Below are 26582 nucleotides of genomic sequence, written 5' to 3'. Positions count from 1 at the left end.
CCGGCCCACGCCGAACGAAGGAGTTCACCGACCATGCGGCATCCCTGGCCCGACCTGCCGTTCCACCGGGAGTGGCTGCGTTCCGAGGCGCTGCGCCTGCTGTCGTTCGCCGCCCACGCCCAGCGCCCGGCCGACGGCTTCGGCTGGCTCGACGACCGCGGCGCGCTCCTGCCCGCCCACGGCACCCCCACCTGGATCACCTGCCGGATGACGCACGTCTTCGCGCTGGCCGACCTGATGGGGGTGCCCGGCACCGGCCCTCTCGCCGACCACGGCGTCCGGGCGCTGCGCGGCCCGCTGCGCGACGCCGAGCACGGCGGCTGGTACGCCGGACTGGGCACCGACGGGCGGCCCGAAGGAACCGCCAAATCCGCCTACGACCACGCCTTCGTCCTGCTCTCCGCGGCATCGGCGGCCGCCGCCGGGCGCGAGGGCGGTCGGGAGCTGCTGGAGGAGGCGGCCGCCGTCATCGAAGAACGGTTCGGCGACGGCTCCACCGGCCGCTACCAGGAGAGCTGGGACCGCGCCTGGGCCGCCCCGGAGGACTACCGGGGCGCCAACAGCCACATGCACCTGGTCGAGGCGTTCCTCGCCACCGCCGACGCCACCGGGGACCGCGCCTGGCTCGACCGGGCGCTGGATATCGCCCGGTTCGTCGTGCACGAGGTCGCCGCGGCCCACGACTGGCGGCTGCCCGAGCACTTCACCGCCGACTGGCGACCGGTCCTGGACTACAACACCGCCGAGCGCGCCCACCCCTTCCGCCCCTACGGCGTGACCGTCGGGCACCTGCTCGAATGGGCGCGCCTCCTGGTCCAGCTCGAACTCGCCCTCGGCCCCGCCGCGCCCGCCTGGCTCCCGGTCGACGCCGCCGCGCTGTTCGACGCCGCCGTCCGCCGCGGCTGGGACGTCGACGGTGCCCCCGGCTTCGTCTACACCCACGACTGGGACGACACCCCGGTGGTCCGGGAGCGGATGCACTGGGTCGTCACCGAGGCGATCTCCGCCGCGGCCACGCTGTACCGGCGCACCGCCGAGGCCCGCTACGCGCACTGGTACCGCGTGTGGTGGGACTACGCCGAACGGCACTTCACCGACCGGCGCGACGGGAGCTGGCACCACGAACTCGGCCCGGACAACACCCCCGCCTCCACCGTCTGGGTCGGCAAGCCCGACATCTACCATGCCTTCCAGACCGCGATCCTGCCCTGCTTCCCGCCCGCCGCGTCCTTCGTCTCGGCGCTCGGCGGCGGGGTGGGCGGCCCCGCCCCGCAGCAGGCGGCACGACGTGAGGAGACCCGGTGACCGCACCCCCGACCCACGGACCCGACGCGCCCCGCCTGGCGGTCCTCGGCGAGAACGTGATGGACCTCCTCCCCCACGGGGAGGAACCCGGGGTGTACCGGGCGGTTCCCGGCGGCGGCCCCGCCAACATCGCGGTCGCCGCCGCCCGGCTGGGTACCCCCACCGCGTTCATGGGCCGGTTCGGCGCAGACGGGTTCGGCGCGGCGATGCGCGACCGGCTCGCGGCCGAGGGGATCGGGCTCGACCGCGCGGTGGCGGCCGCCGAGCCCTCGGCGCTCGCGTTGACCTCACTCGGCGCCGACGGCCAGGCCCGCTACGACTTCTGGATGGACGGAGCCGCCGACTGGCAGTGGAGCGACGCCGAACTCGCCGCTCAGCCGCCGGAGTCGGTGCGGCTGCTGTGTGTCGGGTCGGTCGCGGCGTTCCGCTCCCCCGGTGCCGAAGCGGTCGAGCGGCTGCTGGCCCGGGAGCGCGACCGCGGCCGCCTGGTCCTCGGCTTCGACCCGAACGTGCGCCCGGCCGTGATCGGCCCGCCCGAGCGGGCCCGCGCCCGCCATCGGCGCCTGGCGGCCCTCAGCCACCTGGTCAAGGCCAGCGACGAGGACCTGCGGACGCTGCATCCCGACCACGATGAGGAGGGGGCGGCCCGGCGGCTGCTGGCCGACGGCGCCTCCCTGGTCGTCGTGACCGCCGGGGCCAAGGGCGCCCGCGCCTTCACCCGGCGGTGCGACCTGGCCGTTCCCGCCCCCGCGGTGCAGGTCACGGACACCATCGGCGCGGGCGACACCTTCATGGGCGCCCTGCTGCACACGCTCTCCCGGCTCGACGTCACCCCCGACGCCGTCGCCGACCTGGGCGAGCCGGACCTGCGCACCCTCCTGACCACAGCAGGCGCGGCCGCCGCCGTCACCTGCACCCGCCACGGCGCCCGACCCCCCACCGAACCGGAGCTCGCCCCCTACCTGCCGCACTGATCCCTTCCGTCGATCTCGGGGATATCGGGGCCTCCCAGGCGATTTCCACCCCGATATCTCGGAGATCAACGGAAGAGGCGGGGTCAGTGGTCGGCGACGGGTTCGCGGGTGAGGCCGTCGGCTTCGCGGCGGACCTCCGCCGCCGCGGCCTGCCGGCCGGTGGCCTCGTAGGCCTGCGCCAGGGAGCGCAGGGCAGGGGCGAGGAAGGAGTGCCAGCCGCGGGTGCGCCACAGCGGGACCGCCTCCTCCAGGCTGGCGACGGCCTGCTCGGTGTGTCCGTCGGCCAGCTGGATGTCGCCGAGGAGGGTGAGCGCGTCGGCCAGGTGGTGGTCCATGCCGTTGCGGCGGCTGTGCTCGGCCGCGATCAGCGCCGTGGGCAGGGCGTCGGGGTCGCCCACCGCGATGTACAACCGGGTGAGGTAGAGCAGGGAGAACACCTCGGAGTAGCGGTCCTCCAGCGCCCGCGCCATGTCGAGTGAGCGCAGCAGGTTGTCGCGGCCGTTGGCCACGTCGCCGGTCAGGCACTGCGCGGCGCCGAGGAACTGCAGGGCGGTGGCCTCGAAGCGGGGGTTGCCGAGCAGCCGCGCGAGCTCCAGGGTCTTGGTCATGTGGCCCAGGGCGTCCTCGTAGCGCTTCTCCTCGTGGTCGACGATGGCCATCACGTGGTAGGCGCGGGCCCGGCCGCCGAGGTAGTCGACCGCCTCCGCCAGGTCCAGGGCCGCCTCCGCCGAGTCCATGGCCTCGCGGGACTTGCCCTGGGAGACCAACCCCCAGGTCCGCATGACCAGAGCGTCGGACATCCCGCGCTTGTCGCCGACCTCCTGGAACAGGTCCAGCATCTGCTGGGACTGGTCGTACATCTCCGCCATGGCGTCGCCGCTGCGCTGGGTGCTGGACCAGGTCTGCAGGTCGGTGAGACCGCGCCAGAGGACCGCCTCCCCGCGCTTGTTCCCCGTCCGGCGGCACAGCGCGAGGGCCGGCTCGTGCGTGCGGCGCCAGTCGTCGAACCTGCCGCGCACGTCGAAGTACTTCGCCAGGCACCCGGCCAGGTCCCAGGCCAGTTCGTCGAGCTCCAGCCCGCACGCCTGCAGGGCGGCCGCCGACATCGCGGCCCACTCGGCGTCGAACCAGGCCATGGGGTCGGTGAGCAGCTCGGTGGCCTCGTCCGACGGCAGCGGCCACCGGGGCGCAAGGCCGTGCATGGTCGCGTAGCAGGGCCCGGGGACGTACTCCGTGCCCTGCTCGGCCAGCCACAGCCAGGCACCGAAGGCGCGCTGCTGGGCGGCGGCGCGGTCCTCGGCGCTGTCCTCGGCCTCGGCCCGGTCGCGGCCGAACAGCCGCACGAGGTCGTGCATGCGGTAGCGGAGGCGGCCGGTGGCGTCGGTCTCGGCGATGGTGAGGAGCTGGGCGTCCACCAGGGCCTCGATGTGGTCCTCGGCCCGCTCCAGGCCGTCGTCGAGCAGGGCGGCCACCGCCCACGCCGCGAAGTCGGGCACCTCCAGGGTGCTCATCAGCCGGAACGCCCTGCGGGTCCCTTCGGTCAGCCCGGCGTAGCTGAGCTCGAAGCTGGCGCGTACCGCCAGGTCACCGGTGGCGAGCTCGTCCAGACGGCGCTGTTCGTCGCCCAGCAGCCGCGCCATGCGGGCCAGGCTCCACTGCGGGCGCCCGGCCAGTCGCGCCCCGGCGATGCGCACCGCCAGCGGGGTGTGGGCGCACAGCCGGACGATCTCCTCGGCGGCGGCGGGCTCCGCCGCCACCCGCTCCGCCCCGGCGATCGCGGCGAGCAGGGCGACGGCCTGCTGCGGCTCGAACACGTCGAGGTCGATGAGCCGGGCGCCCTCCAGCCCGGTCAGGCGCGCCCTGCTGGTGATGAGCACCGCGCACCCGGGTGTGCCGGGGAGCAGCGGGCGCACCTGCCGCTCGGAGGCCGCGTTGTCGAGGACCACCAGCACTCTGCGGTCGGCCAGGCGGCTGCGGTAGAGCGCGGCGCGCTCCTCCAGCCCGTCGGGCACCACACCGCCCTCGATGCCCAGCGCGTGCAGGAAGCGGGAGAGCACCTGCGCCGGGTCCGCGGGCGAGGACTCCGATCCGCGCAGGTTGACGTACAGCTGGCCGTCGGGGAAGTTGCGGGCCTGCTCGTGGGCCACGTGCACGGCGAGCGCGGTCTTGCCGACGCCGCCCATGCCGGCGACCGCGGAGATCACCATCGGCGAGGGGGGCAGCGGATCCGCGTCGGCGGACCTGCTCCCCGGATCCTCCCCGTGCAGGCCGAAGCCGAGCTGCGCCACCTGGGAGCGGCGCCCGGTGAAGTCGGCGATGTCCGGCGGCAGCTGGGCCGGGACCGGCGCGACCGCGTGCGGGCGCGCTGGAGCGCCGTGGGCGTCGGCGGAAGCGGGGGCGGGGGCACCGCCGCCGTCGCCCGCACCGCCGCCCGCGCGGGCCACCGCCCCGTCGGCGCGCCGCGGCCGCGGCGCCCGGTTCTCCACCCGTTGCGGCGCCTCCAGCTCCGGGTCGTTGGCGAGGATCGCCTGCTCCAGGCGTACCAGTTCGCGCCCGGGTTCCAGGCCGAGCTCGCCGACGAGCAGGTCGCGGCCCTCGCGGTAGGCCTCCAGCGCCTCGGTCGACCTGCCCATCCGGTACAGCGCGGTCATCAGCTGGGCGCGCAGGCGCTCGCGGTAGGGGAACTCGGACACCAGCGCGGTCAGCTCGGCGGCGACGTCGCGGTGGCGGCCCAAGGCAAGTTCGGCGTCGAAGCGCTCCTCGGCGACGACCTGCCGCAGTTCGTTGAGCCGGGCCGCCTCCTCCCGGACCAGGGGCATGGTGTCCTGCCCGGTGAAGGCCGGCCCCCGCCACAGCGCCAAGCCCTCGCGCAGCAGCTCGCCGCCACGCTCGGGGTTCCCGTCGGCCAGAGCGAGCCGCCCCTGATCCACGAGCTCCTCGAAGCGGACCGCGTCGACCTCGCCCGGCGCCGTCATCAGCCGGTAGCCCACCGGGCCGCGGCCCACCCGGCCCGATTCGCCCAGCGCCTGGCGGAGGTGGTGCACGTAGACGTGCAGGCTCTTGATCGCCGACTTGGGCGGGGTGTCCTCCCACAGCGCCTCGACGAGCCGATCCTCGGAGATCATCACGTTCGGGCGGCACAGCAGAGCGGCCAGCAGCCCCCCGATCTTGGGCGACAACCGCACGCCGCCCTCGCGACTTCGCACTTCGAGCGTTCCGAGAACCTCGAACTCCATGTCCACTCCTCGACGACGGATCCCGTGCCCTCTGGCCGGAATCCCTCCAACCGGACGCCAACCCTCACCCGGTACTCCCGCGAGCATGACGCTACCGGGTCGCCTCCGGACGGCAGTGACCAGGATCGACGAGCACCCCCGCGGAAGTCCAACCCGTTTCCAGCCCGATTCCAGCCGCGGCACCGCAGGCTGTGGGCAGGAAGCGCCAGGGCCGGACGGCTCTCGGGGTGCCCGTCTCCGCAGGAAGCGTGCTGAGCGCGCGGCCGGAACCGGCCGCGCGGAATTCAAGGGGCGAGGAGACGCACCCCGCATCTCGACCACCTCCGAGGACGGAAGCCGGGCCTGTCCCGGCTGGGAGGTGGCAGGGCGCCCGGGCCGGACGGCCGCACCATGACCACCGGGGCACGCCGAGAGGGCACCATGGCGCGGCCGTCGGCGTTCTCCCGTAGCGGTTCCACGGCCACCGTCTCCGGCGTGCCGTGCCGCCACCGCGACGACGGCGGGGTGGCGGGGTGGCGAAGGGGCGCGGCCCCGGAGGGAATCGACTTCCTCCGGGGCCGCGCCGCCGTCGGCATCGGGCCTCCGCCGGGTCGGCTCAGTGGCCGCTGAGCGTGCCGCTGAGCTCCTTGTGCAGCTCCTCGCTGGGCACGTTGAGGCCGGTGATCTCGACGTCGATCCCGTGCTCGGCGAACTTGTCGGTGGCGTGGTCCAGCGCCGCCACCGCCGAGGAGTCCCACATGTGGGCGCGGGACAGGTCGATCACGACCTTGCTCACGCCGTCCTCGCTGTAGTCGAACTCGCCGACCAGCTCGTTGCTGGAGGCGAAGAACAGGTCGCCGCGCACCGAGTAGACGCGGACGCCGCCCTCGGGGTCGAGCACGCTGGTGACGTTCGACAGGCGCGCGACGCCACGGGCGAAGATGACGATCGAGGTGAGCGATCCCGCGATCACGCCGATGGCGAGGTTGTGGGTACCGACGACCACGGCGACCGTCACGACCATGACCAGCGTCTCGCTCCACGGCAGCCGCTTGATGGTGCGCGGCGCGATGCTGTGCCAGTCCATGGTCGCGATCGACACGAAGATCATCACGGCGACGAGGGCGGCCATCGGGATGGCCGCCACAACGTCGCCCAGCACCACCACCAGGATCAGCAGGAACATACCGGCGAGGAAGGTGGACAGCCGGGTGCGGGCACCGGACTTCACGTTGATCATGGTCTGGCCGATCATGGCGCAGCCCGCCATGCCGCCGAAGAACCCGGTGAGGATGTTGGCCCAGCCCTGGCCGCGCGCCTCACGGCTCTTGGCGGAGCGGGTATCGGTGATGTCGTCCACGACCTTGGCGGTCATCAGCGACTCCATCAGACCCACCAGCGCCAGCGTGAGCGAGTACGGCGCGATGATCTGCAAGGTCTCCCAGCTGAAGGGGACGTCCGGCAGGAACGGGACGGGCAGGCTGTCGGGCAGGGAGCCCATATCGCCGACCGTGGGCACCTTGGCCCCGGAGGCGAGGGCGATCCCGGTGAGCACGACGATGGCCACCAGCGGGGCCGGGACGGCCTTGGTGAAGCGCGGCAGCAGGAAGATGATCGCCAGGCCGCCGGCGATCATCGCGTAGACGGCCCAGCCCTCGCCCCAGAAGTGCGGGACCTGCGCAAGGAAGATGAGGATGGCCAGGGCGTTGATGAACCCGGTCATCACGCTGGGCGGGACGAACCGCATCAGCTTCGCGACACCGAGCAGCCCCAGGATCACCTGGAACACGCCCGCGAGGATGGTGGCGGCCAGCAGGTAGTCGACGCCGTGGTCCTTGACGAGGTCCACGACGACCAGCGCCATGGCGCCGGTGGCCGCCGAGATCATCGCCGGGCGACCGCCGAGGAACGCGATCGACACGGCCATCACGAAGGACGCGAAGAGGCCGACGCGGGGGTCGACGCCGGCGATGATCGAGAACGAGATCGCCTCGGGGATGAGAGCGAGGGCGACCACCAGGCCGGCCAGCACTTCGGTGCGGATCACCGAGAAGGTCGGGATGGTGGGTCTCCGACGCCGGGGTGTCGTCTGCGAGGTCGTCATGGATCCCATCTCAATGCGGGCGGCCGGCTGCAGGGCGGCGTTGCCGCCCTGCCCGGTCGGGCCGGGCCAGGTCAGTCAGCATCAGCTCAGGTCGGTCGGCGGACGGTCGCGCAGGCGGCACCCCACGGGGGTCGGCGGTCGCACGGGGCGATGGCCGCCCGGGCGGGGCGTGCTCCCGTCAGGAGCGTGTTCTCGGACGCGGCGACGCCGCCGCGCATCCGGCCGTGCGGCGGCCAGGGCGATCACCAGCGGGAAAGGAACCGCGGGGAGGAAAAGGCGCGAAAAACCTCCGCAGGGGGATAACCACACGCAACCCTACCTCCGCGTAAGAGTTCCGCTCCCCTCAGGCATGTGAGAGCACGCTCACAGCCCCTCCCTGTGTCGCGGAACGGGCAGCGTAGCGCCACCCCCCGGGGCTCTCCTCCCGCGGTGATGCCGCCGTCGCGGCCACACGAACAGCCTGTGTCCGCCGCGGCCGGGCCGATCAGATCGTGCCGCCGCGGCTCACCCCGGCCCGTTCCGGCGCGACACACGCGCACGAAAACGGGATTCTCCCCCCGCCGCAGGCCCGTCTTCGCTAGCGTCGGAAGTGAGCGGGACATCACCTCATCGGCGCGGTACTCCGCACCGCCCGCCGAGTGTGGCCGTGCGTTCGCCTGCGCGTGGCCGATTCTTCCCTTACGTAAGGGTAGTGTGCTGCGGGCGCCGTACCGCGCCCAGCGTCTCGGCGCTCCTTTCCGCGCCCCGATTCCGGGGCCGCCACTCCACGGAACGCCCGGGCTCCTTCCGCTCGCTCCCATGCTTGAAGCACCACGGAGAAGACAGATGGCGACGTATCGCGTCCGTATGACCGACGGAAGCCTGCGCACCGAGCAGGCCCTGCGCGTCCGCACCGACGCGCACAATCTCTACCTGGAAGACCGGGCGGCCGGCGATTGGCGCCCCGTACTCGGCGTCCGCTTGGACCAGGTCGACACCATCCAGCGCCGCTTCACCGAGAACGACGGCCGCTGGGTCTGGCTCACCGAGTCCCTTCCGGCCCCGGCCGGAGTCCTCGGCTGGCACTAGCCCGCTCCTGCCTCCGTTGATCTCGGAGATACTGGGGCAAAAAACGGCCGCGAAACCCCAATATCTCCGAGATCAACAGAGAGGGGCGTTGGGGCGCAGGAAATTCGGGTGACCCGCGGGACGGGGTGTGGCACATTGGGCGCGCCAACCCCCTCCCGGCCCCACGCGCCGTGATCGCGGCGCGCGCCGGGGCACGGGCGTGACCGAAAGGACGCGGCCATGGCCGACCAGCACACCATCCTTGTGACCGGCGCGACCGGGAACGTCGGGCGCGAAGTCGTGCGCGGGCTGCTGGAACCGGGGGCGGTCGGGCCGGGCACCACCGTCCGCGCGCTGGTCCGCGGCTCCGATGGCGCCGACCTGCCCGGCGGCGTGGAGGTTGTCCGGGGCGACCTGTCCGACCCCGAGTCCCTGCGCGCCGCGCTCGATGGCGCGGACGATGCGGACGGCGCGTCGGTCTTCCTGGTGTGATCGTTCACCTCATCCGACGGCGCGGACAAAGCCGTCGCCGCCATCGCCGCCCGCGCGCGCCGCATCGTCTACCTGTCGTCGGCCGGGGTCCGTGACGACCTCGAACACCAGTCGGACCCGGTCAACGCCCTCCACGCCGATGTGGAGCGGTCGATCGCGAGGTGCGGCGCGGAGTGGACGTTCGTGCGTCCGGGCGGTTTCGCGGCCAACGCCCTGCTGTGGGCGGACGATATCCGCCGGGACGGGGTGGTGAGCGAACCGTTCGGGCAGGCCAGCAAGGCCGTCATCCACGAGCGCGACATCGCCGGCGTCGCGGTGCAGGCACTCACGGCCGCGGGACACGCCGGGCGCACGTACGTGGTCACCGGCCCCGAGCCGGTGACCACCGCGGATCAGGTCCGGATCATCGGCGAGGTGATCGACCGCCCTGTGGGCTTCAACGAGCTGACGCCGCAGGACGTGCGCGACCACATGGTGTCCCAGGGCTACTCCGCCGATGAGGCCGACAGCATGGTCGGTGCCTACGTCGCGATGTCGGAGAAGGACGGCGAGGTCACCGAAACGGTCGAGGAGGTGACGGGAACACCGGCGCGCACGTTCCGGCAGTGGGTGGCCGACCACGCCGCCGACTTCGACTGAGCACATACCGGCGATCACGGCCCACTCGGGATACGTTGGCGGTATCCATTCGTTGCCGGGTGAAGGTGCCGCATGCTGAACGATGAGCGCGATTCGACGTCCCAGTCCCATGATCCTGTGGCGGGATCCATGCGGCCCGACGGGTCAAAGGCGCGGCGCAGGGCCGACGCACCGGGGCGGGCGGCGGACCACGGCTCCGGAGACGGTCCCGCGGGGGCCGGGCCGGAGGGGAACGGCGAGGCCGGGAAGCACCGGTCGTACCGCGGGGAGACGGGCGGCGCGCACACCGACAGGGAGGGGGAGAAGGCGAAGGAGGAGAAGGAGAAGGGCAAGAAGCAGCGCTCCTTCTGGAAAGAGCTTCCCGTCCTGCTGGTCATCGGCCTGCTGCTGGCGTTCGGCATCAAGACGTGGGTGGTCGAGCCGTACTACGTTCCGTCGGGGTCGATGGAGAACACGCTGCTCATCGGCGACCGCGTCTTCGTCAACAAGCTCGCCTACCTGACCCGGGACATCGAGCGCGGCGAGGTCATCGTCTTCGACGGGCGCGAGTCCTGGGACGCCGCGGAGGGCGCCGAGTCGTCCTCCGGCTTCCTCACCGCGATCGCGGACTTCGCGGGGATGTCGCCCGACCGCAAGGACTACACCAAGCGGGTGATCGGCCTTCCGGGCGACACCGTCGAGTGCTGCGACGACCAGGGCCGCATCATGGTCAACGGCGAGCCCGTCGACGAGCCCTACCTCTTCCCCGGCAGCCTGCAGAGCCACGAGGAGTTCGGCCCGGTGAAGGTCGGCGAGGGGCGGCTGTGGGTGATGGGCGACCACCGCGCCATCTCGCTGGACTCGCGCGGCCATGAGGACTTCAGCGGCGACGGCACCATCCCGATCGGTTCGGTCGCCGGTCCCGCGTTCCTCATCCATTGGCCCCTGGACCGCATCTCCACGCTCTCGACACCCCAGGACGCATTCGCAAACGTTCCGGCTCCCTGAAGGTCGCCCTGACGCGGCATAGTCCATGCCCGATTCGCGAAAAGCCTGCGCGCTCGCCCGTCGCTGACTAGCGTGGGAGAACAGCACCACGAGCGACGGCAGGGTCTCAACCTCAACCCGCAGCCGACCGATGCGCGGAAGTCGGGATGGACATGTGCGAACTGCAGGTGGACGTCCGGTACGACGACGACCGGACGACCTTGATGGTGCGCGGAGAACTCGATCTCGCGAGCATGCCCGGGCTGGAGCATTCGGCCGCCCAGGCCGAGGCCGAGCGCTCCAGCCCGTGTGTGACCGTCGACCTCACCGAACTGGACTTCATCGACTCCTGCGGCCTCAATGCCTTGACACGGATGCACCGCCGCCTGACCCGCGGCGGCCGCACCCTCACCGTCATCGTGCCGCAGGGGAGGATCGACAGGGTCTTCCAGTACAGCGGGCTGAAGCAGTGCATGGACATCCAGGTCTCGCCCACCGCGCCCGACCGCCCCTCCCCCTACGGCGACGGGCCCGGCGACACCCCGGCACCGCGTCCCGCCCAGCCCTCCGACGACGCCGCGGACGGCCGCGACTCCTAGGGCGTGTTCGACGGATCATTTCCGGCTCGCGGTCACCGGAACGACGCTCGCTGCGCCGCTCCACTCGTGAAGCCGACCTGGATTGACTTCGTGAAGCGGCTTGCGAGCGCCGCCCCGGACGGCCGCTCGCTCAGGAGGAAAGCATCCGCCAAACACGCCCTAGAACCCGGCTCCCCCGATCGGCCGACGTGCCGCGCGAATTCGGGTATCGGGGCGAAGATCCGACGGTTATGTGACCGCGCGAACACGCGCAGTGAAATTCCGGACCATCGTGGCACCGCCGACGATCCCCGCATTTACCGACCGATTGCCGCGTTCTCTGGGTAAAATCCCTGTACACGGACCATAATGGTCGACACGGGCCGCGGACAGCCGACGCCGCGAGGGTGTGGGCGGCCGCGGGACCGGCCTTCTGCGTGGCCCCGCGACGACCCTTCAGGATCCCCGATGAATTCTGAATTCCGATCCCCGATCAGGCGCCCCTCTCCCTGCGTTCCCAGCGAGAACCGCGGCCGGATCGCACGCGCGGCCAGATAGCGCCCGCCCCTCCCCTTTCCGACCGGGCGGCGCTCTGTTTTCTCTTCTTTCTCCTTCAACCCATTGCTCGGAGGGTTCTTCAGCGTGGAAAAAAGTGGGTCGAACAAATCCCCTTCCTCGATTCCGGTCGCGATCGTCGGCATCGGGTGCCGGCTGCCGCAGGCACAGGGTCCCCGCATGCTGTGGCGGCTGCTCTGCGACGGTGTCGACGCCATCTCCGCGGCACCACCCGACCGAACACCGGGCGGCCAGGGCACACTGAGCACGCCCGGGACCCCGGGAGGGCGCGGCGGATTCCTCACGGGGGTGGAGGAATTCGACGCCGCCTTCTTCGGTATCTCCCCACGCGAGGCGATCTGGATGGATCCGCAGCAGCGGATCCTGCTGGAGACGGCGTGGGAGGCGTTCGAGGACGCCGGCATGACGCAGGACCGGCTCCGGGGCACCGGCACCGGGGTCTTCATCGGCCTCCAGGCGGGCGAGTACTGGGAGCTGCTCGACCAGGCCGAACAGGGCGCCGGGGTACGGCGGGACCTGCACGCCGGGCTGGGCAGCGGGCTGCGCAGCGTCATGTCCGGCCGGATCTCCTATGCCTTCGACCTGCGCGGCCCCTCGGTCACGGTGGACGCCGCCTGCTCGTCCTCACTGGTCGCGGTGCACCAGGCGGTGCAGAGCATCCGCAGCGGCGAGTCAGGGCAGGCGATCGCGGGCGGCGCCAACCTCCTGCTGCGGCCGACCCTCTCGGCGATCATGGCGGACGCGGGCGCGCTCGCGCCCGACGGGCGCTGCAAGTTCGGCGCCGCCGACGCCGACGGGTTCGGCCGCGCGGACGGCGTCGGCGCGGTCGTGCTCAAACCGCTGGACCGGGCCCTGGCCGACGGCGACGACATCTACGCGGTGATCCGCGGCGCCGCCAGCGGCAACGACGGCCAGGCCAGCGGCTACCTCATGGCCCCGGCCGTGGAGGGGCAGCTGCGGACCCTGCTCACCGCCTACGCCGACGCCGGTATCGACCCGGCCACGGTCGACTACGTCGAGGCCCACGGCACCGGAACGAGCGTCGGCGACCCGGTCGAGCTGGAGGCCCTGGGAACGGTGCTGAGCCCCGGCCGCGATCCGGACCGGCCCTGCCTGGTCGGGTCCGTGAAGACCAACATCGGCCACACCGAGGCGACCGCCGGGCTCGCCGGGCTGATCAAGACCGCGCTGTGCCTGAAGGAGCGGGTCATCCCGCCGAGCCTGCACTGCCGGGAGCCGCACCCGCTGCTGCCGTGGCAGGACTGGCGGCTGGCGATCCCCGCGACCGAGCCGACGCCGTGGCCCGACACCGGGGGCAGGGAGCCGGTGGCCGGGGTCAGCTCCTCCGGTATCGCGGGCACCAACGTGCACATAGTGCTGACCGGTGCCCCCGAACCCGTCCGGCTCGACGGCGCCTCCGGGGACGACAGCGCTCCGGACGGGGCGTGCGCGCCGGACACCGGCCCTGAGCGGAGCGACGACAGCGACCCCGGCGCGGCCGTCCACCTGCTGCCGCTGTCGGCCCGGGACCCGCGGGCGCTCTCCGAGCTGGCCCGGGCGTATGCCGCCCACCTCGACGGCGACGGGCGCTCGGTCCCGCTGCGCGACATCTGCCACAGCGCCGGCGAACGGCGCACCCATTTCGAACACCGGCTGGCCGTCGTCGGCTCCGACCACGCCGAGCTGCGGGAGCGCCTGGCGGAGGCGTCCGAGGGGAAGACGGCGCCCGGCGTCGTCGGCCCCGGCGAAGCGGCGGAGCGCCGCGTGGCCTTCGTGTTCCCCGGGCAGGGGGCCCAGTGGACCGGGATGGGCCGGGGGCTGCTGCGCGACAGCCCCGAGTTCCGGCGCGCCATCGAGGAGTTCGACGCGGCGATCGCCGCCGAGGCGGGCTGGTCGCTGCTGGACCTGCTCGGCGAGGGCGACCTGGAGTCCGCTCCCATCGACCGGGTCCAGCCCGCGCTGGTCGCGGTCGAGGCCGCGATCGCCCGGATGCTCCGCGTCTGGGGGATCGAGCCGGACCTGGTGGTCGGGCACAGCATGGGCGAGATCGCCGCGGCCTACACGGCGGACGCGATCGGCATCGAGGACGCCGCGCGGATCATCTGCCGCCGGTCGGCCCTCATGCGCCGGCTCAGCGGCCAGGGGGCGACGCTGTCGACCGCCCTGCCCGCGGCCGAGGCCGAGGAGGAGGCCGCCCGGTTCCCCGACCGCGTCTCGATCGCGGTGGTCAACGGGCCGGGAAACACCGTGCTGTCCGGGGACGCGGAGGCGATCGAGGAGATCCGTGCCCGCCTGGAGGAGCGCGACGTCTTCTGCCGACTGATCAAGGTGGACATCGCGGCGCACAGCCCGCAGATGGAGGAGCTGCGCGAGGACATGCTCGCGGAGCTGGACGGGATCCGGCCGCGGAGGGCACGGGTGCCGATCTGGTCGACGACCGACGCCGCACTGCTCGACGGCGCCGGCCTCGACGCCGACTACTGGATGCGCAACCTGCGCGAGCCGGTGCGGTTCGGACCGGTCATGCAGGAAGTGGCCGCCGCGGGGCCGCTGATCTGCTGCGAGATCAGCCCCCACCCGGTGCTGCTGCCCGCGCTGCAGGAGGTGCTGGGGGCGGATGACCTCGCCATCGCCCCGCTGCGCCGGGACCTGCCGGAGCGGACGGGGATGCTCACCGCCCTGGGCGAGCTGTACGTCGCCGGTCGGCAGGTGTCCTGGCCCGGGGTCATCGGCGACGGCGCCCGGTTCACCCGGCTACCCACCTACCCGTGGCAGCGCGAGCGGTTTTGGTACCCCGATGGTGCCGAGGGCACGGGCGGGTCCGGGCAGGGCGCCGGACACGGCTTCGGGCCCGCGCAGGCGCCCGGTCAGGCGCGCCCGCTGCTGGGGCGGCGGTCGGAGCAGGGGGCCGCGGACGGCACCGACACGTGGGAGGGGCGCCTGGATCTTCGCCGCAACGCCTTCCTGCTGGAGCACCGGGTCCAGGACGCGTCGATCTTCCCCGGCGTCGGCTACGTGGAGCTGGTCCTGGAGGCCGCCGCGGAACTGGGGGCGGGCGGGGTCGTCGCCGTCACCGACGTGGCGCTCGACCGCGCCCTGTTCCTCGATCCGGCCGCGGAGCCGGTGGTGCGTCTGCGGTTGTTCGCACCGGAGCGGGGGCCGGACGGCGCGCGTTTCCGCCGCTTCGACGTGGGCAGCCGCGATGCCGATGGCATGGAGGCCGCGGACGGGTCCGCGGACACCACCGCCGACGGGGTCGGGTGGACCGTCCACGCCCGCGGGCGGCTCCGGCTCGACGCCGCCGACCACCCGGAGTCGCCCGTCCCCGGGGGCACCCTGGCCCAGGTGCGGGAGCGGTGCGCCGGCGCCGTGTCCGCCACCGACTTCTACCGGAGCCTCGGGGGCACCGGAAACCGGTGGGAGGGCGGGTTCCAGGGCATCACCGACCTCTGGGAGGGCGACGGTGAGACGCTGTGCCGGATCCGGCTGACCGACGGCGTCCCCACGGCCGGCTTCCAGGTGCACCCGTGTCTGCTGGACTCGTGCCTGCAGGGGCTGATCGCGGCCAAGTCCGCGGTGAGCGGCGCCGACGGCTCCATCGTCGGCGGCGGGCTCGACGTGGTCGTGTTCCGGCGCCGCCCCAAGGGGCAGGTGTGGTGCCACGCCCGGCTCACCGGCGAGGACGCCGCCGGCTACTGGGGTGACGTGCGGCTGTTCGACGAGGACGGGACGGTGGTCGCCGACATCCGCGGTGTCGGCATCCGCTACCTGGAGCCGCACGGGCAGGCGCGGCACGGCGGGGCGGCGGCCGTCGAGCGGGACCAGCGGGACGCGGACGCCTCCGGCCTCTACGAGGTGCGCTGGGAGCCGGTCGCCGCGCTCCGCGGTGTCCCCTCGGACCGGGCGCGCGCCGGGGCCGTCCCCTATGTCGTCTACGCCGACGTGCACGGCGTCGGGGAGGCACTGGTCGCCCGGCTGCGCTCGCACGGCCACCGGTGTGTGCTGGTCCAGCCCGGTGCGTCCTTCCAGCGGTTCGGTCCGGGCCACTACGTCATCGCGCCCGGTTCGGCCGACCACCACCGGCAGCTGCTCGCCGAAGCCCTCGACCGCGGCGATGACGCCGCGGATGGTGCAGGAGGTGGCACGGTAGCGGTGCACGCGGTCCACCTGTGGAGCCTCGACGCCGCCTCACTCGCCGACGCCGAGCGCAGGGGCTGCTGTGACGTGGCGGCACTGACCCGCGCGCTCACCGAGCAGCCCGATCCCGCGCTGACCGTGGTGACCGCCGGCGCCCAGGCCGTGGACGACGGCGAGTGCCCGCGCGCGGAGCAGGCACCGCTGTGGGGGCTGGGGCGCACGGTCACCGGCGAGGTCCCGGCGGTCGGGCTCCGGCTGGTCGACCTCGACCCGGCCGTCCTGGACCCCGGATCCCGGACCGAGCACATCGACCCGCTCGTGGCCGAGCTGTCCCGTGCGGACACCGAGGACCAGGTGGCGCTGCGCGGCGGGCGCCGCCTGGCGCCGCGGCTTTCCCCCGCCCCCCGGCGGGCGGCGCCCGCGGTTCCCGAGCTGGTCGGCGGTCCGGTGCGGCTGGTCCTCGATACCGCGGGGCGGCCGGGGCGACACCGTTCCGCGGCCCGCCGCAGCGCCGGGACCGGCATCGGCACGCTCGACGCGCTGGCGTTCCGTCCGATGGAGGCGCGCCCGCCGGGGCACGGGGAGGTCGCCATCGAGGCGTCGATCGCACCGATCGTGTTCCGCAGCGTGCTCATCGCCCTGGGGGTCATGGACTGTGCGGACCCGCGCAACCCCGACCTGGGCTACGAGTTCGCCGGGACGGTGACCGCGCTGGGTCCGGGCGTGCGCGGGCTGTCGGTCGGGGACGAGGTGGTCGCGCTGTCCCACCAGCCGGTGGCCGACCACGTGGTGGCGCCGGCCTCCCTGGTCTGCCGCCGTCCGGCGAGCCTGAGCCTGGCGGAGGCGGCCACGATTCCGGCGGCCTTCACCACCGCCGACCTGGCGCTGCGGCACGCGGCCCGGGTGCAGCCCGGGGAGAAGGTGCTCGTGCACAGCGCGAGCGGCGGCACCGGCCTCGCGGCGCTGCAGATCGCGCAGCGGGAGGGGGCGGAGGTGCTGGCGACGGCGGGGACGGCGGAGAAGCGCTCGCTGCTGCGCTTCCTCGGCGCGACCGTGGTCGGCGACTCGCGGTCGACCGCGTATGTCGACACCGTGCGGGAGGTCACCGGCGGGTACGGCGTCGACGTCGTCGTCAACATGCTCTCCGGGGAGCCGCGCGCGGCGAGCCTGGACCTGCTGGCACCGTTCGGGCGGTGGGTGGAGCTCACCAAGCGCGACATCCTGCACGGGGCACCGATGGACATGCGGCCGTTCGAGCGGGCGCTGAGCTTCACCTGCGTGGACATCTTGCAGATGACCCACCAGCGGCCGGACCGGCTGGGTGCGTCGCTGCGGGAGATGGTGGAGCTGGTGGGCCGCGGTGAGCTGCGGCCGCTGCCCTACCGGCTGTTCCCGTCCGAGGAGGTCGGCGACGCGTTCCGACTCATGGCGCGGACCGGGCACACCGGGCGCGTGATGCTGTCGTTCTCCCGTCCGGAGCCGTCCCCCGACGCGGCGCCGACGCCCCGTTCGCCTGCGCGCCGTTCCGTGCGCACGAACGCCGGGTACCTGGTCACGGGCGGTGTGGGCGGTCTGGGACTGGAGGTGGCACGGCGGCTGGTGCGCCAGGGCGCCCGCGATCTGCTGCTGGTGGGGCGGAGCCCGCTGACACCGGAGCGGGCGGCGGCCGTGCAGAAGCTGCGGGCGACGGCGCACGTCGACTACGAGGTCGTCGATGTCGCCGACGAACCGGGGATGGACCGGGTACTGACGGACTGGGCGGCCCGGGGGCGCCCCCCGATCCGGGGGGTGGTGCACGCGGCCGGGGTGATCGAGTGGGCCGACGTGGCCGACCTGACCGAGGACGACGTGTCGGCGGTCATGCGGCCCAAGGCGCACGGGGCGGCGGTGCTCGACCGCCTGTTCACCGGGCACGACCTGGACTTCTTCGTGCTGTTCTCGTCGGGGTCCGCGCTGCTGCCCTCGCCGATGATCGGCGCTTACGCGGCGGCCAACGCCTACCTGGACGCCCTGGCCCACCGGCGGCGCGCCCGCGGTGAGGCGGCGACGAGCGTCAACTGGGGGTTCTGGGCCAAGGCCGGCATGGTCGCCCGGTACGAGCGCGAGCACGGCCGGGACATGACGCCGGAGGGGATGCGCAGCTTCGACCCGGATGAAGGGCTGGCCGTCCTCGACCGGCTGATCGGCGACGGGACCACCCAGGCGGCCCTGCTCCCGACCGATTGGCACCGCTGGGCCGAGGCCCACCCGACCGCGGCTCGCGCCCCGTTCTTCTCCCTCCTGGTGCCGGGCCGGGCCGACCGGCGCACGGCACCGCCCCCGGCACCGGACCCGACCAGCCGCCCCCTGCCCGCCCCCAAGGAGGACACCACCAGGGAACCCGTCACCCCCGCCCCGGAGGAGTCCCCCCGTTCGACACCCACCACCCACGAGGAGGTCATCACCTACCTCCGCGACGTCACAGGCGAGATCCTCGGCCTGCCGTCGGACCGCATCCACCCCCGCCGCGCCCTGAACCGCCAGGGCCTGGACTCCCTGATGGCCGTCGAAATCCGCGCCCGCATCCGCCGTGATCTCGGAGTCGACATCCCCATGGTCAAGTTCCTCAGCGCAGGAACCGTGACCGACCTGGCGACAATGCTCCTCGACCGCCCCTGAACTTCACGGAAACAAATCGCTGAAGGCCGCCCCGCGACGATCTGCGGGGCGGTCTACGCGGTGGTCAGCCTGGGAGTCCGCCTCTTCGAATTCCATGGCTCGCCTCACCGGCCGGCGCCACGCCCACCATCACCATCCTCCGCCCGCTGCGGCTGATGGGGCTCACCAGGTCCTCCCCGGCTACCCCGACCGCGATGAAACCGTTTCGGGGCCTCCCCTGCGGTGACACTGCGACACTGCGATGACGCCGGGGACCGTATCAGTCCGTGAGAGCCGCCAGCCGATCGCGAGCGGTGGCCGGCGTGGCGGCCTGCTCGTCGATGGTCGCCCAGGGGTCGGGTTTGTGTCCGAGGCGCTTGCGGATCGTCGCGTGGGTGTGGCCGTTCGGGGTGGAGCGGCCGAGCTCGGCCCAGTCCAGTGGGGTGGCCACGGTTGCGCCGGGGCGGGCGCGTAGCGAGTACGGCGCGATGAACGTCTGGCCGTAGGCGTTGCGGTTGACGTCGAGGAAGATCCGGTCGCCGCGGCGTTCCTTGCGCTGTGCGGTGGTCAGCGACTCGGGGGCGTCCTCGGCGAGGTGGTCGGCTATGCCGACGGCCAGGTCGCGGACGAACCGGAAGTCGGCCGAGCGGTCCAGCGGCGCGGCCACGTGGTAGCCGCGCCCGCCGGTGGCCTGCACGAACGGAGTCAGCCCGAGCTCGCGATACAGGGTGCGCAACCGACGCGCCACGTCGCGCAGCGTGGCCACCGACACGCCTGGTGGCGGGTCGATGTCGATCACCAGCCAGTCGGGGCGGTCCAGCTCGTCCACTGTGGACAGCCAGACGTGGAACTCAATCGTGGCCTGGTTGACCAGGTACACCAGCATGGCGGCGTCGTCGCACACCACGTGGTTCACCGAACCGTCGCCGCGCTGGGGCACCTCGACGACGCGCAGCCAATCGGGGAAGTAGTCCGACGCGTCCTTCTGGAAGAAGCCGTCGGCGCCGATTCCGTCCGGGTAGCGGCGCATGGTCAGGGGGCGGCCGGCGAGGTGCGGAAGCATGACGTCGGCGACGGCCCGGTAGTGGTCGAGCACGTCGCCCTTGCTGAGGTGATCGTCCGGGTAGAACTCCTTGTCCAGGTTGGACACGTCGATGTCGTGGTCGGCGACGTGGATGGTCTGTGCCGCCATGTCAGCTCGTCTCCCTCACGACGTCGGCCGCCGGCTTGTCGGTGCGCATCCCGAGGTAGCGGGGGTGGCGCAGACGGCCGTCGGTGGTCCACTCGGTGAAACCCACCTGCACCACCAGCTCCGGGTGGATCCAGTGCGCGCCGCGCTCCCGCACCGCGTCGGCGAACGGACACTCCCGACGGGTCATACCGTCCATCCGGTCGCGCATCGAACGCAGGGTCATGTCGTCGTAGCCGGTGCCGACCTTGCCCGCGTAGCGCAACCGGCCGGACCCGTCGTGGTAGCCGACGAGCAGCGCGCCGAACCCGACGCGCGAGCGCTGCGGGTCGGTGAAGCCGCCGACCACGAGCTCCTGGTCGCGCACGCACTTGAACTTCAGCCAGTCGATCGACCGGCCGCCGCGGTACGGCGCGTCCGCGCGCTTGGCGATCAGGCCCTCCCAGCCGCGCTCGCACGCCTCCCGGTAGTAGGCCTCACCATCGGTGTTGCGGTGCGCGGTGAAGCGCAACGGATCGCGGAAATCGAACACGTCCCGCAGGATCCGCTTGCGTTCCCGCAGCGGCAGCCCGGTCAGATCCTCGCCGTCGTGGGACAGCAGGTCGAACAGGTAGTAGTAGGCGGCGACCCCGCTGGCCGCGATGCGCTCGGGGTCCGTCAGGTGGATGCGGGCCTGCAGCCGGGCGAAGCTCGTCTGCTCACCGTCGAACGCGACGATCTCCCCGTCGGCGACGAACCGGGAGCCGCCGCACCCGGCGAGCGCGTCGACCAGCTCCGGGTAGCTGTCGCCGATGCGCTTCTCGTTGCGCGACCACAGCTGCGGCGCGCCGTCCCTGCTGTCATCGTCCCTGGTGGACAGTGCGCGCATGCCGTCGAGCTTGCGCTCGAACAGCCAGTTCGGATCGGAGAACCGCCGCTCGGTGAGCGTCGCGAGCATGGGTTGCCGCCAGCCGGTCATTCGCCGGCCAGCTCCTCGTTGGTCCGCCCGGACAGCACCGACTCCGGCTGTGTGATGGCGGGCTTGCGGCGCCGGTCCGCACCCTCGTCGTCCCGCTTCACCAGCAGCCACTGCTCCCGGCCGCGCATCCTTGTCAGGGCGAAGGCGCCGGTGAGCTTCCGCCCGTCGAGCCACACCAACAGGTGTCCGTCGTCGATGGCTTCGGCGATCGGCACCCGATCGCCCTGCTGCTCTGTGAGGTTACGGTAGGTGCCGGTGTCCCACACCACCACCGTGCCCGCGCCGTACTCGTCCTCCGGAATCCGGCCCTCGAACTCGGCATAGTCGAGCGGATGGTCCTCGGTGGGCGTGGCCAGCCGCTTGTCCGCCGGGTTCAGCGACGGGCCCTTCGGCACCGCCCAGGACACCAGCACGTCGCCGACCTGCAGCCGGAAGTCGAAGTGCAGCGTGGACGCGTCATGGCGCTGGATCACGAACCGGTCGCCGTCCCCCGCCCCGCGCTCGCGGCCGGCCGGCTCCCCGGACCGGGACAAATCCCGCTTCGACCGGTACTCGGCCACCTGGTCACCGCGTGCCATAGGCGTGAGCTACCCGACCGGCTGCGACGACAAACCGCGCGGGCGGCGCGGCGACTACCCACGGTCACCGGATGGACGCGGACTGGACATCGCACGCCGACGCCGCCGGAGTGCCGAGCCCGCTCGGTGACTCTCGGCGGTCGCAGGCCCGCCCACCCCGACAGCGGATGATCAGACGGAGGGGACCGGGAACGCGGCGAGGATGACGGGTGCCCCTCCTCGGCGACCTCCAGCCGCGCCTCATCGCGGAGGCCGCGCCATCGGCATTCGGTTCACTCTTCTCGAAGCGTGTCGATCGCTCCGACGGCAGTCGTTGACTGGTCCGATCACCATGTGTACTCAGTGTGGCTGCCGGTCATGGAGGTCACCTCGGACGAGGGATCTAACGAAGGCCTCCCACTCGCAAGCAGGGAATTCCAGTACAGGGCTATCAGGCGTCTTGGAGTCTCGGACAGCTGGGATGCCAGCGAGTTCAGCGACTTCAACACAGTTCTCGTTGACTCCGCTGTAGCTGCTCTTCCGCCACTCCCGCTGGTCAGACACTGGACTCACTCTTCTAGGGACTCGATGATCTCGTTGATGAACCCCAACGACCTCGCTGGGCTCAGCCCGGTTCCCTGTGCTCCAGAGAACATGGTGTTAAGAACCAGCAGGTCACGTTCTTCCTCCACGTAAACACTGGAAGTCGGCGTTTCCACATAGCCGATACTCGCATCCATGGGGTCCGTAAACTCCATGATGACAAAGCTCCCGATCGTGGCTGGATGCGCCCCTTCGGAGAAGGGCAGCACGCTGATGTGAACGTTGTGCCGGGCAGCCATGTGGGTCAGATGGCGGAGCTGCTGGATCATGACTTCCCGTGAACCGACGATCCGACGCAGGGCAGCTTCGTCGAGGATGGCCCAGTACTCAGGCGGATCAACCCGGTTGAGGACCGCCTGGCGCTTCATCCGACTGTCGACTCGTTTCACGATCTCATCGTTCGAGCGGACCAGGTTCGCCCGGAAGATCGCCTCGGCGTAGTCGGGGGTCTGCATCAGACCAGGGATGACCTGACATTCGTAGGTCTTGATGACCGATGCCTCGACCTCGAAGTCGGGGAGCCCGCTCGGCAACAGGTCCCTGTACTTCGACCACCAGCCACGCTGGTTACCCAGTCGAGCACACTCATGCAGAGCCTCTCGCACTGCAGGATCGTGCTCGCCGTAGTAGTCGAGGAGTGCGTTCAGCTCGTCGACGCTGACTTTCCTACGCTCTCCAGTCTCGATCTTGGAGACCTTCGTCTGCTGCCACCCCAGGGCTTTAGCGACCTGGCCAGTCGTCTCTCCCGTCTGCTCCCGGTAGCCCCTCAGGCGGGCGTTGAGACGACGGCGGCGAACACTGGGACCGTATGCGCGCTCCATGCGGGGCAGTCTAATCACTCTCCACAGAATCAGGTTAATCCTGATTTTCGCTTGACTAATGGGTTAGATAGCACGATGCTAGATGCACTCGGAGACAACCCCAGCCTCTCAATGAGGGGCAGGTTCTATAGGAGGTTTCCGCATGTCCGCCCAGACTTCTCCCCCTCACCACCCGCCCTCACAGGACACCGATCGCCAGTACCACCTCGTCCGTCTTCTCAGCGCTCTCCGCTCCCGCGGCGGCCATGCGCTCATGGCGCTCGCAGAGACGGATCACCCTGTCCTCTACGTTCGGCACCGAGGTCGCACGGTTCCGGTCGTCGCCGTTCACGGAGTGACCGGAGGGTGGCTGTTCATCTGGGGACGACAGGGTTTCGCTGACGCCGAGCACGTCGAGATGGCCGCCGATCTCCTGGTCGGTCCCGCCCCTCCTACTCATGACCAGTCCCCTGGGCCGAGGCCAGCGGCGTTCCCACCCTCGCGTACCACCTCGACCCGCACCCTGTTCCCGGCTCCCGAATACCGGATCGCAGACGCTGTCAAGGCGGTGGCGTGACGATGTCCGGGTACCGAGTCGGCAGCCTCACCGCAGTGTCCGAATTCAAGGAATTCCCAGGTGAACCGGGCTACTGCCCGGACGCCCGCCGATTCGTCCGAACAGTTCTCGTCGACCACCCCCGAGTCGCCGACGACGCCGAGCTCGTCGTCTCCGAGCTGTTCGGCAATGGTTGCCGCCACACCCGCAGCGGTCAGGGCGGGACGCTCGGGGTCGGAGTCAGCGCACTCGTCACGGATCTCACCGTCGTCTCCGTCGTCGACCAAGGCCCAACCGCCGCCGACCTGGCTGCGCGGCGACGTCCCGTTCCGGTGCGCAGGCCCGCGGATCCGAACACGCTCGGATGGCGGGGAATGCACCTCGTATCCGAACTGACCGATGACTGGGGTTACACCCCGAACGATGACGGCGGCCTGACGGTATGGGCCGTGTTCGAGTCCCCCCACCCCTCCATGGCTCGCCTCACCGGCTGAAGCCGCACCCCACCTTCACCATCCCCCTACACCATCAATGGCCCGGCGAGCCGCCCCGCGCCGAGCGTCGACCGCCCGGACGCCTCCTCGCTCGCCCGATCCCCCATTGATTGCGGTCACCCTCGCCGTATCCTCCGAAGAAGACTCACCGGTTCCTGTGACTGGCCCGACACCGTCTGAGCCCACGGCTCGTGCAAAGTCCGTCGGATAAGAGCGGATCCCCAGGTCACGGGGCTGTGACGATCTCTGGAAACGCCTGAGCGCAGCAGAAGAGCCCCTGTACAAGACGGAAGACCTTCCAAAGTCGAACGTCTGCGCACAGGAGCTCAGGTGCCCCAGTCTTCCATGTCCGGCCCCGCCCTGTCCTCCCGGATCCGCGCTCTGGCCGACCCCCGCGCGGCCCGCGGCCGCCGCCACACCCTGAGCTGCGTCATCCTCACCGCCCTGTGCGCCATCCTGGCCGGAGCACGCTCGTTCGCCGCGATCGGCCAGTGGGCGGCCAACGCGCCCCAGCACACCCTGGCCCGCCTGGGCGCCCGCACCACCCACCCCGCCCTCGCGGTACGCCAACCGCCCTCAGCCGACACGATCCGCCGTGTGCTCATCGCCCTGCCGCCCGCCCACCTGACGGCCTTGAACTGCGATGACGACCTTTCCGTGCTCATCGTGGACGGCAAATGCGCCCGAGGATCAGCCCGCGGCCAGTCCGGCCCGGCCCACCTGCTGGCCGCGATGACCGGCCACGGCCAGGTGGCCGCCCAGCTGCGGGTGCCGGACAAGACCAGCGAGATCCACGCCCTGGCCGACCTGCTCGCCGGTCTGGACATCACCGGCGCCGTCGTCTCCGCCGACGCGCTGCACACCCAGAAGGCCACCGCCGCCCACCTGGTCCAAGAGCGCGGCGCGCACTACCTGCTCGGTTGCAAGGCCAACCAGCCGACCCTGTTCTCCCAGGTCAAGAAGCTCCCATGGGGCAAGGCGCCAGTGCTGGCCCGCACCCGCGAATCGGGGCACGGCCGACGCGAGACCCGCAGCATCAAGGTCCTGTCCGCCTGCGGGCTGCTGTTCCCCCACGCCGCCCAAGCAGTGCAGGTGCTGCGCACCACCACCCGCATCGCCGACGGCGTCCAAACCCGCCGGACCGGCTACTACATCACCGACATGACCTGCGAGAAAGCGTCTCCACAGCGGCTGATGGGCCTCGTTCGCCGGCACTGGGGCATCGAAGCGCTCCACCACATCAGAGACGCCACCTTCGGCGAGGACGCCTCCAAGATCCGGTGCGGCCGGGGTCCGGAGAACATGGCGATGCTGCGCAACCTCGCCATCCCCCTGCTCGCCTCGCTGGAGAACACCGCCACCATCGCCGAATCCATCCGGTGGGTCTCCTACGAGGCCTTCACACGCCCACTCGACCTCATCGGACTCCCCTGACCAGTAAGAACCCCGCAGAGCACCGACTTTGCATTAGCCCTGGTCTGAGCCCGGTCGGGGTGGACCTACGGATTGTTCCCGTTCGGGCAGCGCAGCGCCTACCTGGGTAATACCGTGATACATCCCAGCAAGCCTTAACGTTCGTCAATCGTCCGCGTCCGGCTGGTCGTTCGTAGAAGACTGCGACTACATCAGACGGACGCCCCGGGGAAGGGCGACGATCGATGTCCGAGTACGAGTTCACCTTCGTTCTGCAGGGGATCAGCGTCGACGACTATGCCGTCCAGGTACCCACCGACGAGCTGGACGCGCTCATCTCCCGGTTCCATGGCGTCTTTCGTATGTCCGTAGCCAGCCACGGACCGGATGCGGCGACCGCAGCGGCCAATGTGTTCGCCCATGGACGCAAGCACGCACCCGAAGTACGCCTGCTCTGACCGAACCGAAATTTCGTCGAAGTGAGCGACATCTCCGAGCACACCGATCGGGTCCACCGAAACGTGACGTAGCGGGTCGATGGGAAGCGACACAACGCTCATGAAGTAGCATTCTCTCCCCTGCCCGGAGCTCCGAAGTCGCCATGGCAGACCCCACCGACACGAACACGGTTCGGTTTAGGAGTGAAGCCGCCCGACGCGGCTGGGCTGAGCCTGCCATGACCAGATGAGGTCATCTGCAAGCACACGAGGAGGGTTGAGGACTGGCCATGAGATACCGCCAGCAGAAGCGACTCTTGGAGAATGCGCTGGTCAGAAGCATCGTTGATGTCTGAAGTGCTTACGCCTCATCCGCCTGGCAGCAGGGAGAAACCTTAGCGTTGTCGGCACGCGTACGAACCTGACCGTAAGGCGTGGTAGTACTACATGCTGTCAGGCTGATCGGATCTTCGGCGACGACGCCGAACAAGAGACCAGGTCTCCACACAGATCCTGCCCAGTGGAAAGGTCCCTTCATGTCCGGTGACGAAGTAGGCGCCAATGTCGGAGCTGCCCTTGGAAAGGGCCGCGACCTTGTCATAACAGCGAATGGACTGCGAGGCCTAACGATTGTCTTCAACCAAGCAATAGATGAAGCAAATACAGCAGTTGGAAAGACGCCGGGAGTTTCCGGATACGACAGTTTCGGCGGCGAATACGAATCATTCATGAGCGAAGTAGAAAGCCATGCCCTAGGAGGCGCCTATAACGTACAGGACGCTGCATCAGGAGTCGGGAGCACGGATTCCGCGAACGATAATTCGTTCAGCGCCTCTGGCGCGGGATTGTCGAGGCGGATCAACTGGTAACACAATTCTAATCTCGCCTTTCATCTTCACACAGGA

The 26582-nt window shown here is 71.2% G+C and carries 19 protein-coding genes and 1 pseudogene; 12 read left to right on the top strand and 8 right to left on the bottom strand.

Annotated features, from left to right (window positions below):
• Positions 1–33 precede the first annotated feature (33 nt).
• Together HNR23_RS03070 and HNR23_RS03065 are read left to right on the top strand one after the other, a co-directional pair.
• The gene (locus HNR23_RS03070; RefSeq protein WP_184073265.1) at positions 34–1305 is read left to right on the top strand and encodes an AGE family epimerase/isomerase; all 1272 of its coding nucleotides are present in this window, start codon (positions 34–36) and stop codon (positions 1303–1305) included.
• Positions 1302–2279: a carbohydrate kinase family protein gene (locus HNR23_RS03065; RefSeq protein ID WP_343070404.1), complete on the top strand. Its 978-nt coding sequence runs from the start codon at positions 1302–1304 to the stop codon at positions 2277–2279. The genes HNR23_RS03070 and HNR23_RS03065 overlap by 4 nt, the downstream gene beginning before the upstream one ends.
• 83 nt (positions 2280–2362) lie before the next feature.
• Here the strand turns inward: HNR23_RS03065 and HNR23_RS03060 are convergent, their stop codons facing one another.
• Positions 2363–5515 carry an AfsR/SARP family transcriptional regulator gene (locus HNR23_RS03060; RefSeq protein WP_184073263.1) on the bottom strand — a complete coding sequence of 1051 codons (3153 nt, stop codon included), beginning with the start codon at positions 5513–5515 and terminating at the stop codon, positions 2363–2365.
• A 390-nt stretch (positions 5516–5905) separates the two neighbouring features.
• Between HNR23_RS03060 and HNR23_RS03055 the strand changes: the two genes are divergently transcribed.
• Entirely contained in the window at positions 5906–6124 is a 219-nt protein-coding gene (locus tag HNR23_RS03055) for a hypothetical protein (RefSeq protein WP_184073261.1), read from the top strand.
• On the opposite strand, the gene HNR23_RS03050 is transcribed toward HNR23_RS03055, so the two are convergent.
• Positions 6111–7607, bottom strand: coding sequence for a SulP family inorganic anion transporter (locus tag HNR23_RS03050; RefSeq protein WP_394353736.1), 1497 nt, complete (start codon positions 7605–7607; stop codon positions 6111–6113). The two genes, HNR23_RS03055 and HNR23_RS03050, sit on opposite strands and share 14 nt — an antisense overlap.
• Before the next feature lie 816 nt (positions 7608–8423).
• On the opposite strand from HNR23_RS03050, the gene HNR23_RS03045 reads away from it, so the two are divergent.
• The 5 genes and pseudogenes from HNR23_RS03045 to HNR23_RS27110 all read left to right on the top strand — a co-directional run bounded on the left by HNR23_RS03045 (position 8424) and on the right by HNR23_RS27110 (position 18691).
• A complete protein-coding gene (locus HNR23_RS03045) occupies positions 8424–8666 on the top strand; it encodes a hypothetical protein (protein WP_184073257.1) in 243 nt (80 codons plus the stop codon).
• Between the two features lie 219 nt (positions 8667–8885).
• Positions 8886–9776: pseudogene (locus HNR23_RS03040) on the top strand (SDR family oxidoreductase).
• Between the two features lie 72 nt (positions 9777–9848).
• Positions 9849–10763, top strand: coding sequence for a signal peptidase I (gene lepB, locus HNR23_RS03035; RefSeq protein WP_184073255.1), 915 nt, complete (start codon positions 9849–9851; stop codon positions 10761–10763).
• A 146-nt stretch (positions 10764–10909) separates the two neighbouring features.
• Positions 10910–11341: an STAS domain-containing protein gene (locus HNR23_RS03030; RefSeq protein WP_184073253.1), complete on the top strand. Its 432-nt coding sequence runs from the start codon at positions 10910–10912 to the stop codon at positions 11339–11341.
• Between the two features lie 621 nt (positions 11342–11962).
• Positions 11963–18691 (top strand): type I polyketide synthase, encoded by a 6729-nt coding sequence (locus HNR23_RS27110; protein WP_221308012.1) that lies wholly within the window; start codon positions 11963–11965, stop codon positions 18689–18691.
• Positions 18692–18950: 259 nt separating this feature from the next.
• Here HNR23_RS27110 and ligD (HNR23_RS03020) read toward each other — a convergent pair whose 3' ends face one another.
• The 6 genes from ligD (HNR23_RS03020) to HNR23_RS02995 all read right to left on the bottom strand — a co-directional run bounded on the left by ligD (HNR23_RS03020) (position 18951) and on the right by HNR23_RS02995 (position 23237).
• Positions 18951–19862, bottom strand: a complete 912-nt coding sequence (gene ligD / locus HNR23_RS03020; protein WP_184073249.1) for a non-homologous end-joining DNA ligase — start codon at positions 19860–19862, stop codon at positions 18951–18953.
• A 1-nt stretch (position 19863) separates the two neighbouring features.
• Positions 19864–20817 carry a non-homologous end-joining DNA ligase gene (gene ligD, locus HNR23_RS03015; RefSeq protein ID WP_184073247.1) on the bottom strand — a complete coding sequence of 318 codons (954 nt, stop codon included), beginning with the start codon at positions 20815–20817 and terminating at the stop codon, positions 19864–19866.
• A complete protein-coding gene (locus HNR23_RS03010; protein WP_184073245.1) occupies positions 20814–21395 on the bottom strand; it encodes a DNA polymerase ligase N-terminal domain-containing protein in 582 nt (193 codons plus the stop codon). The genes ligD (HNR23_RS03015) and HNR23_RS03010 overlap by 4 nt, the downstream gene beginning before the upstream one ends.
• 339 nt (positions 21396–21734) lie before the next feature.
• Entirely contained in the window at positions 21735–21938 is a 204-nt protein-coding gene (locus HNR23_RS03005; protein WP_184073243.1) for a DUF397 domain-containing protein, read from the bottom strand.
• Between the two features lie 5 nt (positions 21939–21943).
• Positions 21944–22798, bottom strand: coding sequence for a helix-turn-helix domain-containing protein (locus tag HNR23_RS03000; protein WP_184073241.1), 855 nt, complete (start codon positions 22796–22798; stop codon positions 21944–21946).
• A gap of 178 nt (positions 22799–22976) precedes the next feature.
• Positions 22977–23237, bottom strand: coding sequence for a hypothetical protein (locus tag HNR23_RS02995; protein ID WP_184073239.1), 261 nt, complete (start codon positions 23235–23237; stop codon positions 22977–22979).
• A gap of 152 nt (positions 23238–23389) precedes the next feature.
• On the opposite strand from HNR23_RS02995, the gene HNR23_RS02990 reads away from it, so the two are divergent.
• The 4 genes from HNR23_RS02990 (at position 23390) to HNR23_RS02975 (ending at position 26546) form a co-directional block, all read left to right on the top strand.
• A complete protein-coding gene (locus tag HNR23_RS02990; RefSeq protein ID WP_343070403.1) occupies positions 23390–23827 on the top strand; it encodes an ATP-binding protein in 438 nt (145 codons plus the stop codon).
• 330 nt (positions 23828–24157) lie between these two features.
• Complete coding sequence (locus tag HNR23_RS02985; RefSeq protein ID WP_343070402.1) at positions 24158–25261, top strand: ISAs1 family transposase; 1104 nt, start codon at positions 24158–24160, stop codon at positions 25259–25261.
• Between the two features lie 224 nt (positions 25262–25485).
• Positions 25486–25698, top strand: a complete 213-nt coding sequence (locus HNR23_RS02980; protein ID WP_184073238.1) for a hypothetical protein — start codon at positions 25486–25488, stop codon at positions 25696–25698.
• 515 nt (positions 25699–26213) lie between these two features.
• A complete protein-coding gene (locus tag HNR23_RS02975; RefSeq protein ID WP_184073236.1) occupies positions 26214–26546 on the top strand; it encodes a hypothetical protein in 333 nt (110 codons plus the stop codon).
• Positions 26547–26582: the final 36 nt, after the last annotated feature.

This window comes from Nocardiopsis mwathae (assembly GCF_014201195.1).
Lineage (GTDB): Bacteria > Actinomycetota > Actinomycetes > Streptosporangiales > Streptosporangiaceae > Nocardiopsis_C > Nocardiopsis_C mwathae.
The sequence above is the reverse complement of the archived record's forward strand: the minus strand, read 5'-3'. Positions and strand labels throughout refer to the sequence as shown.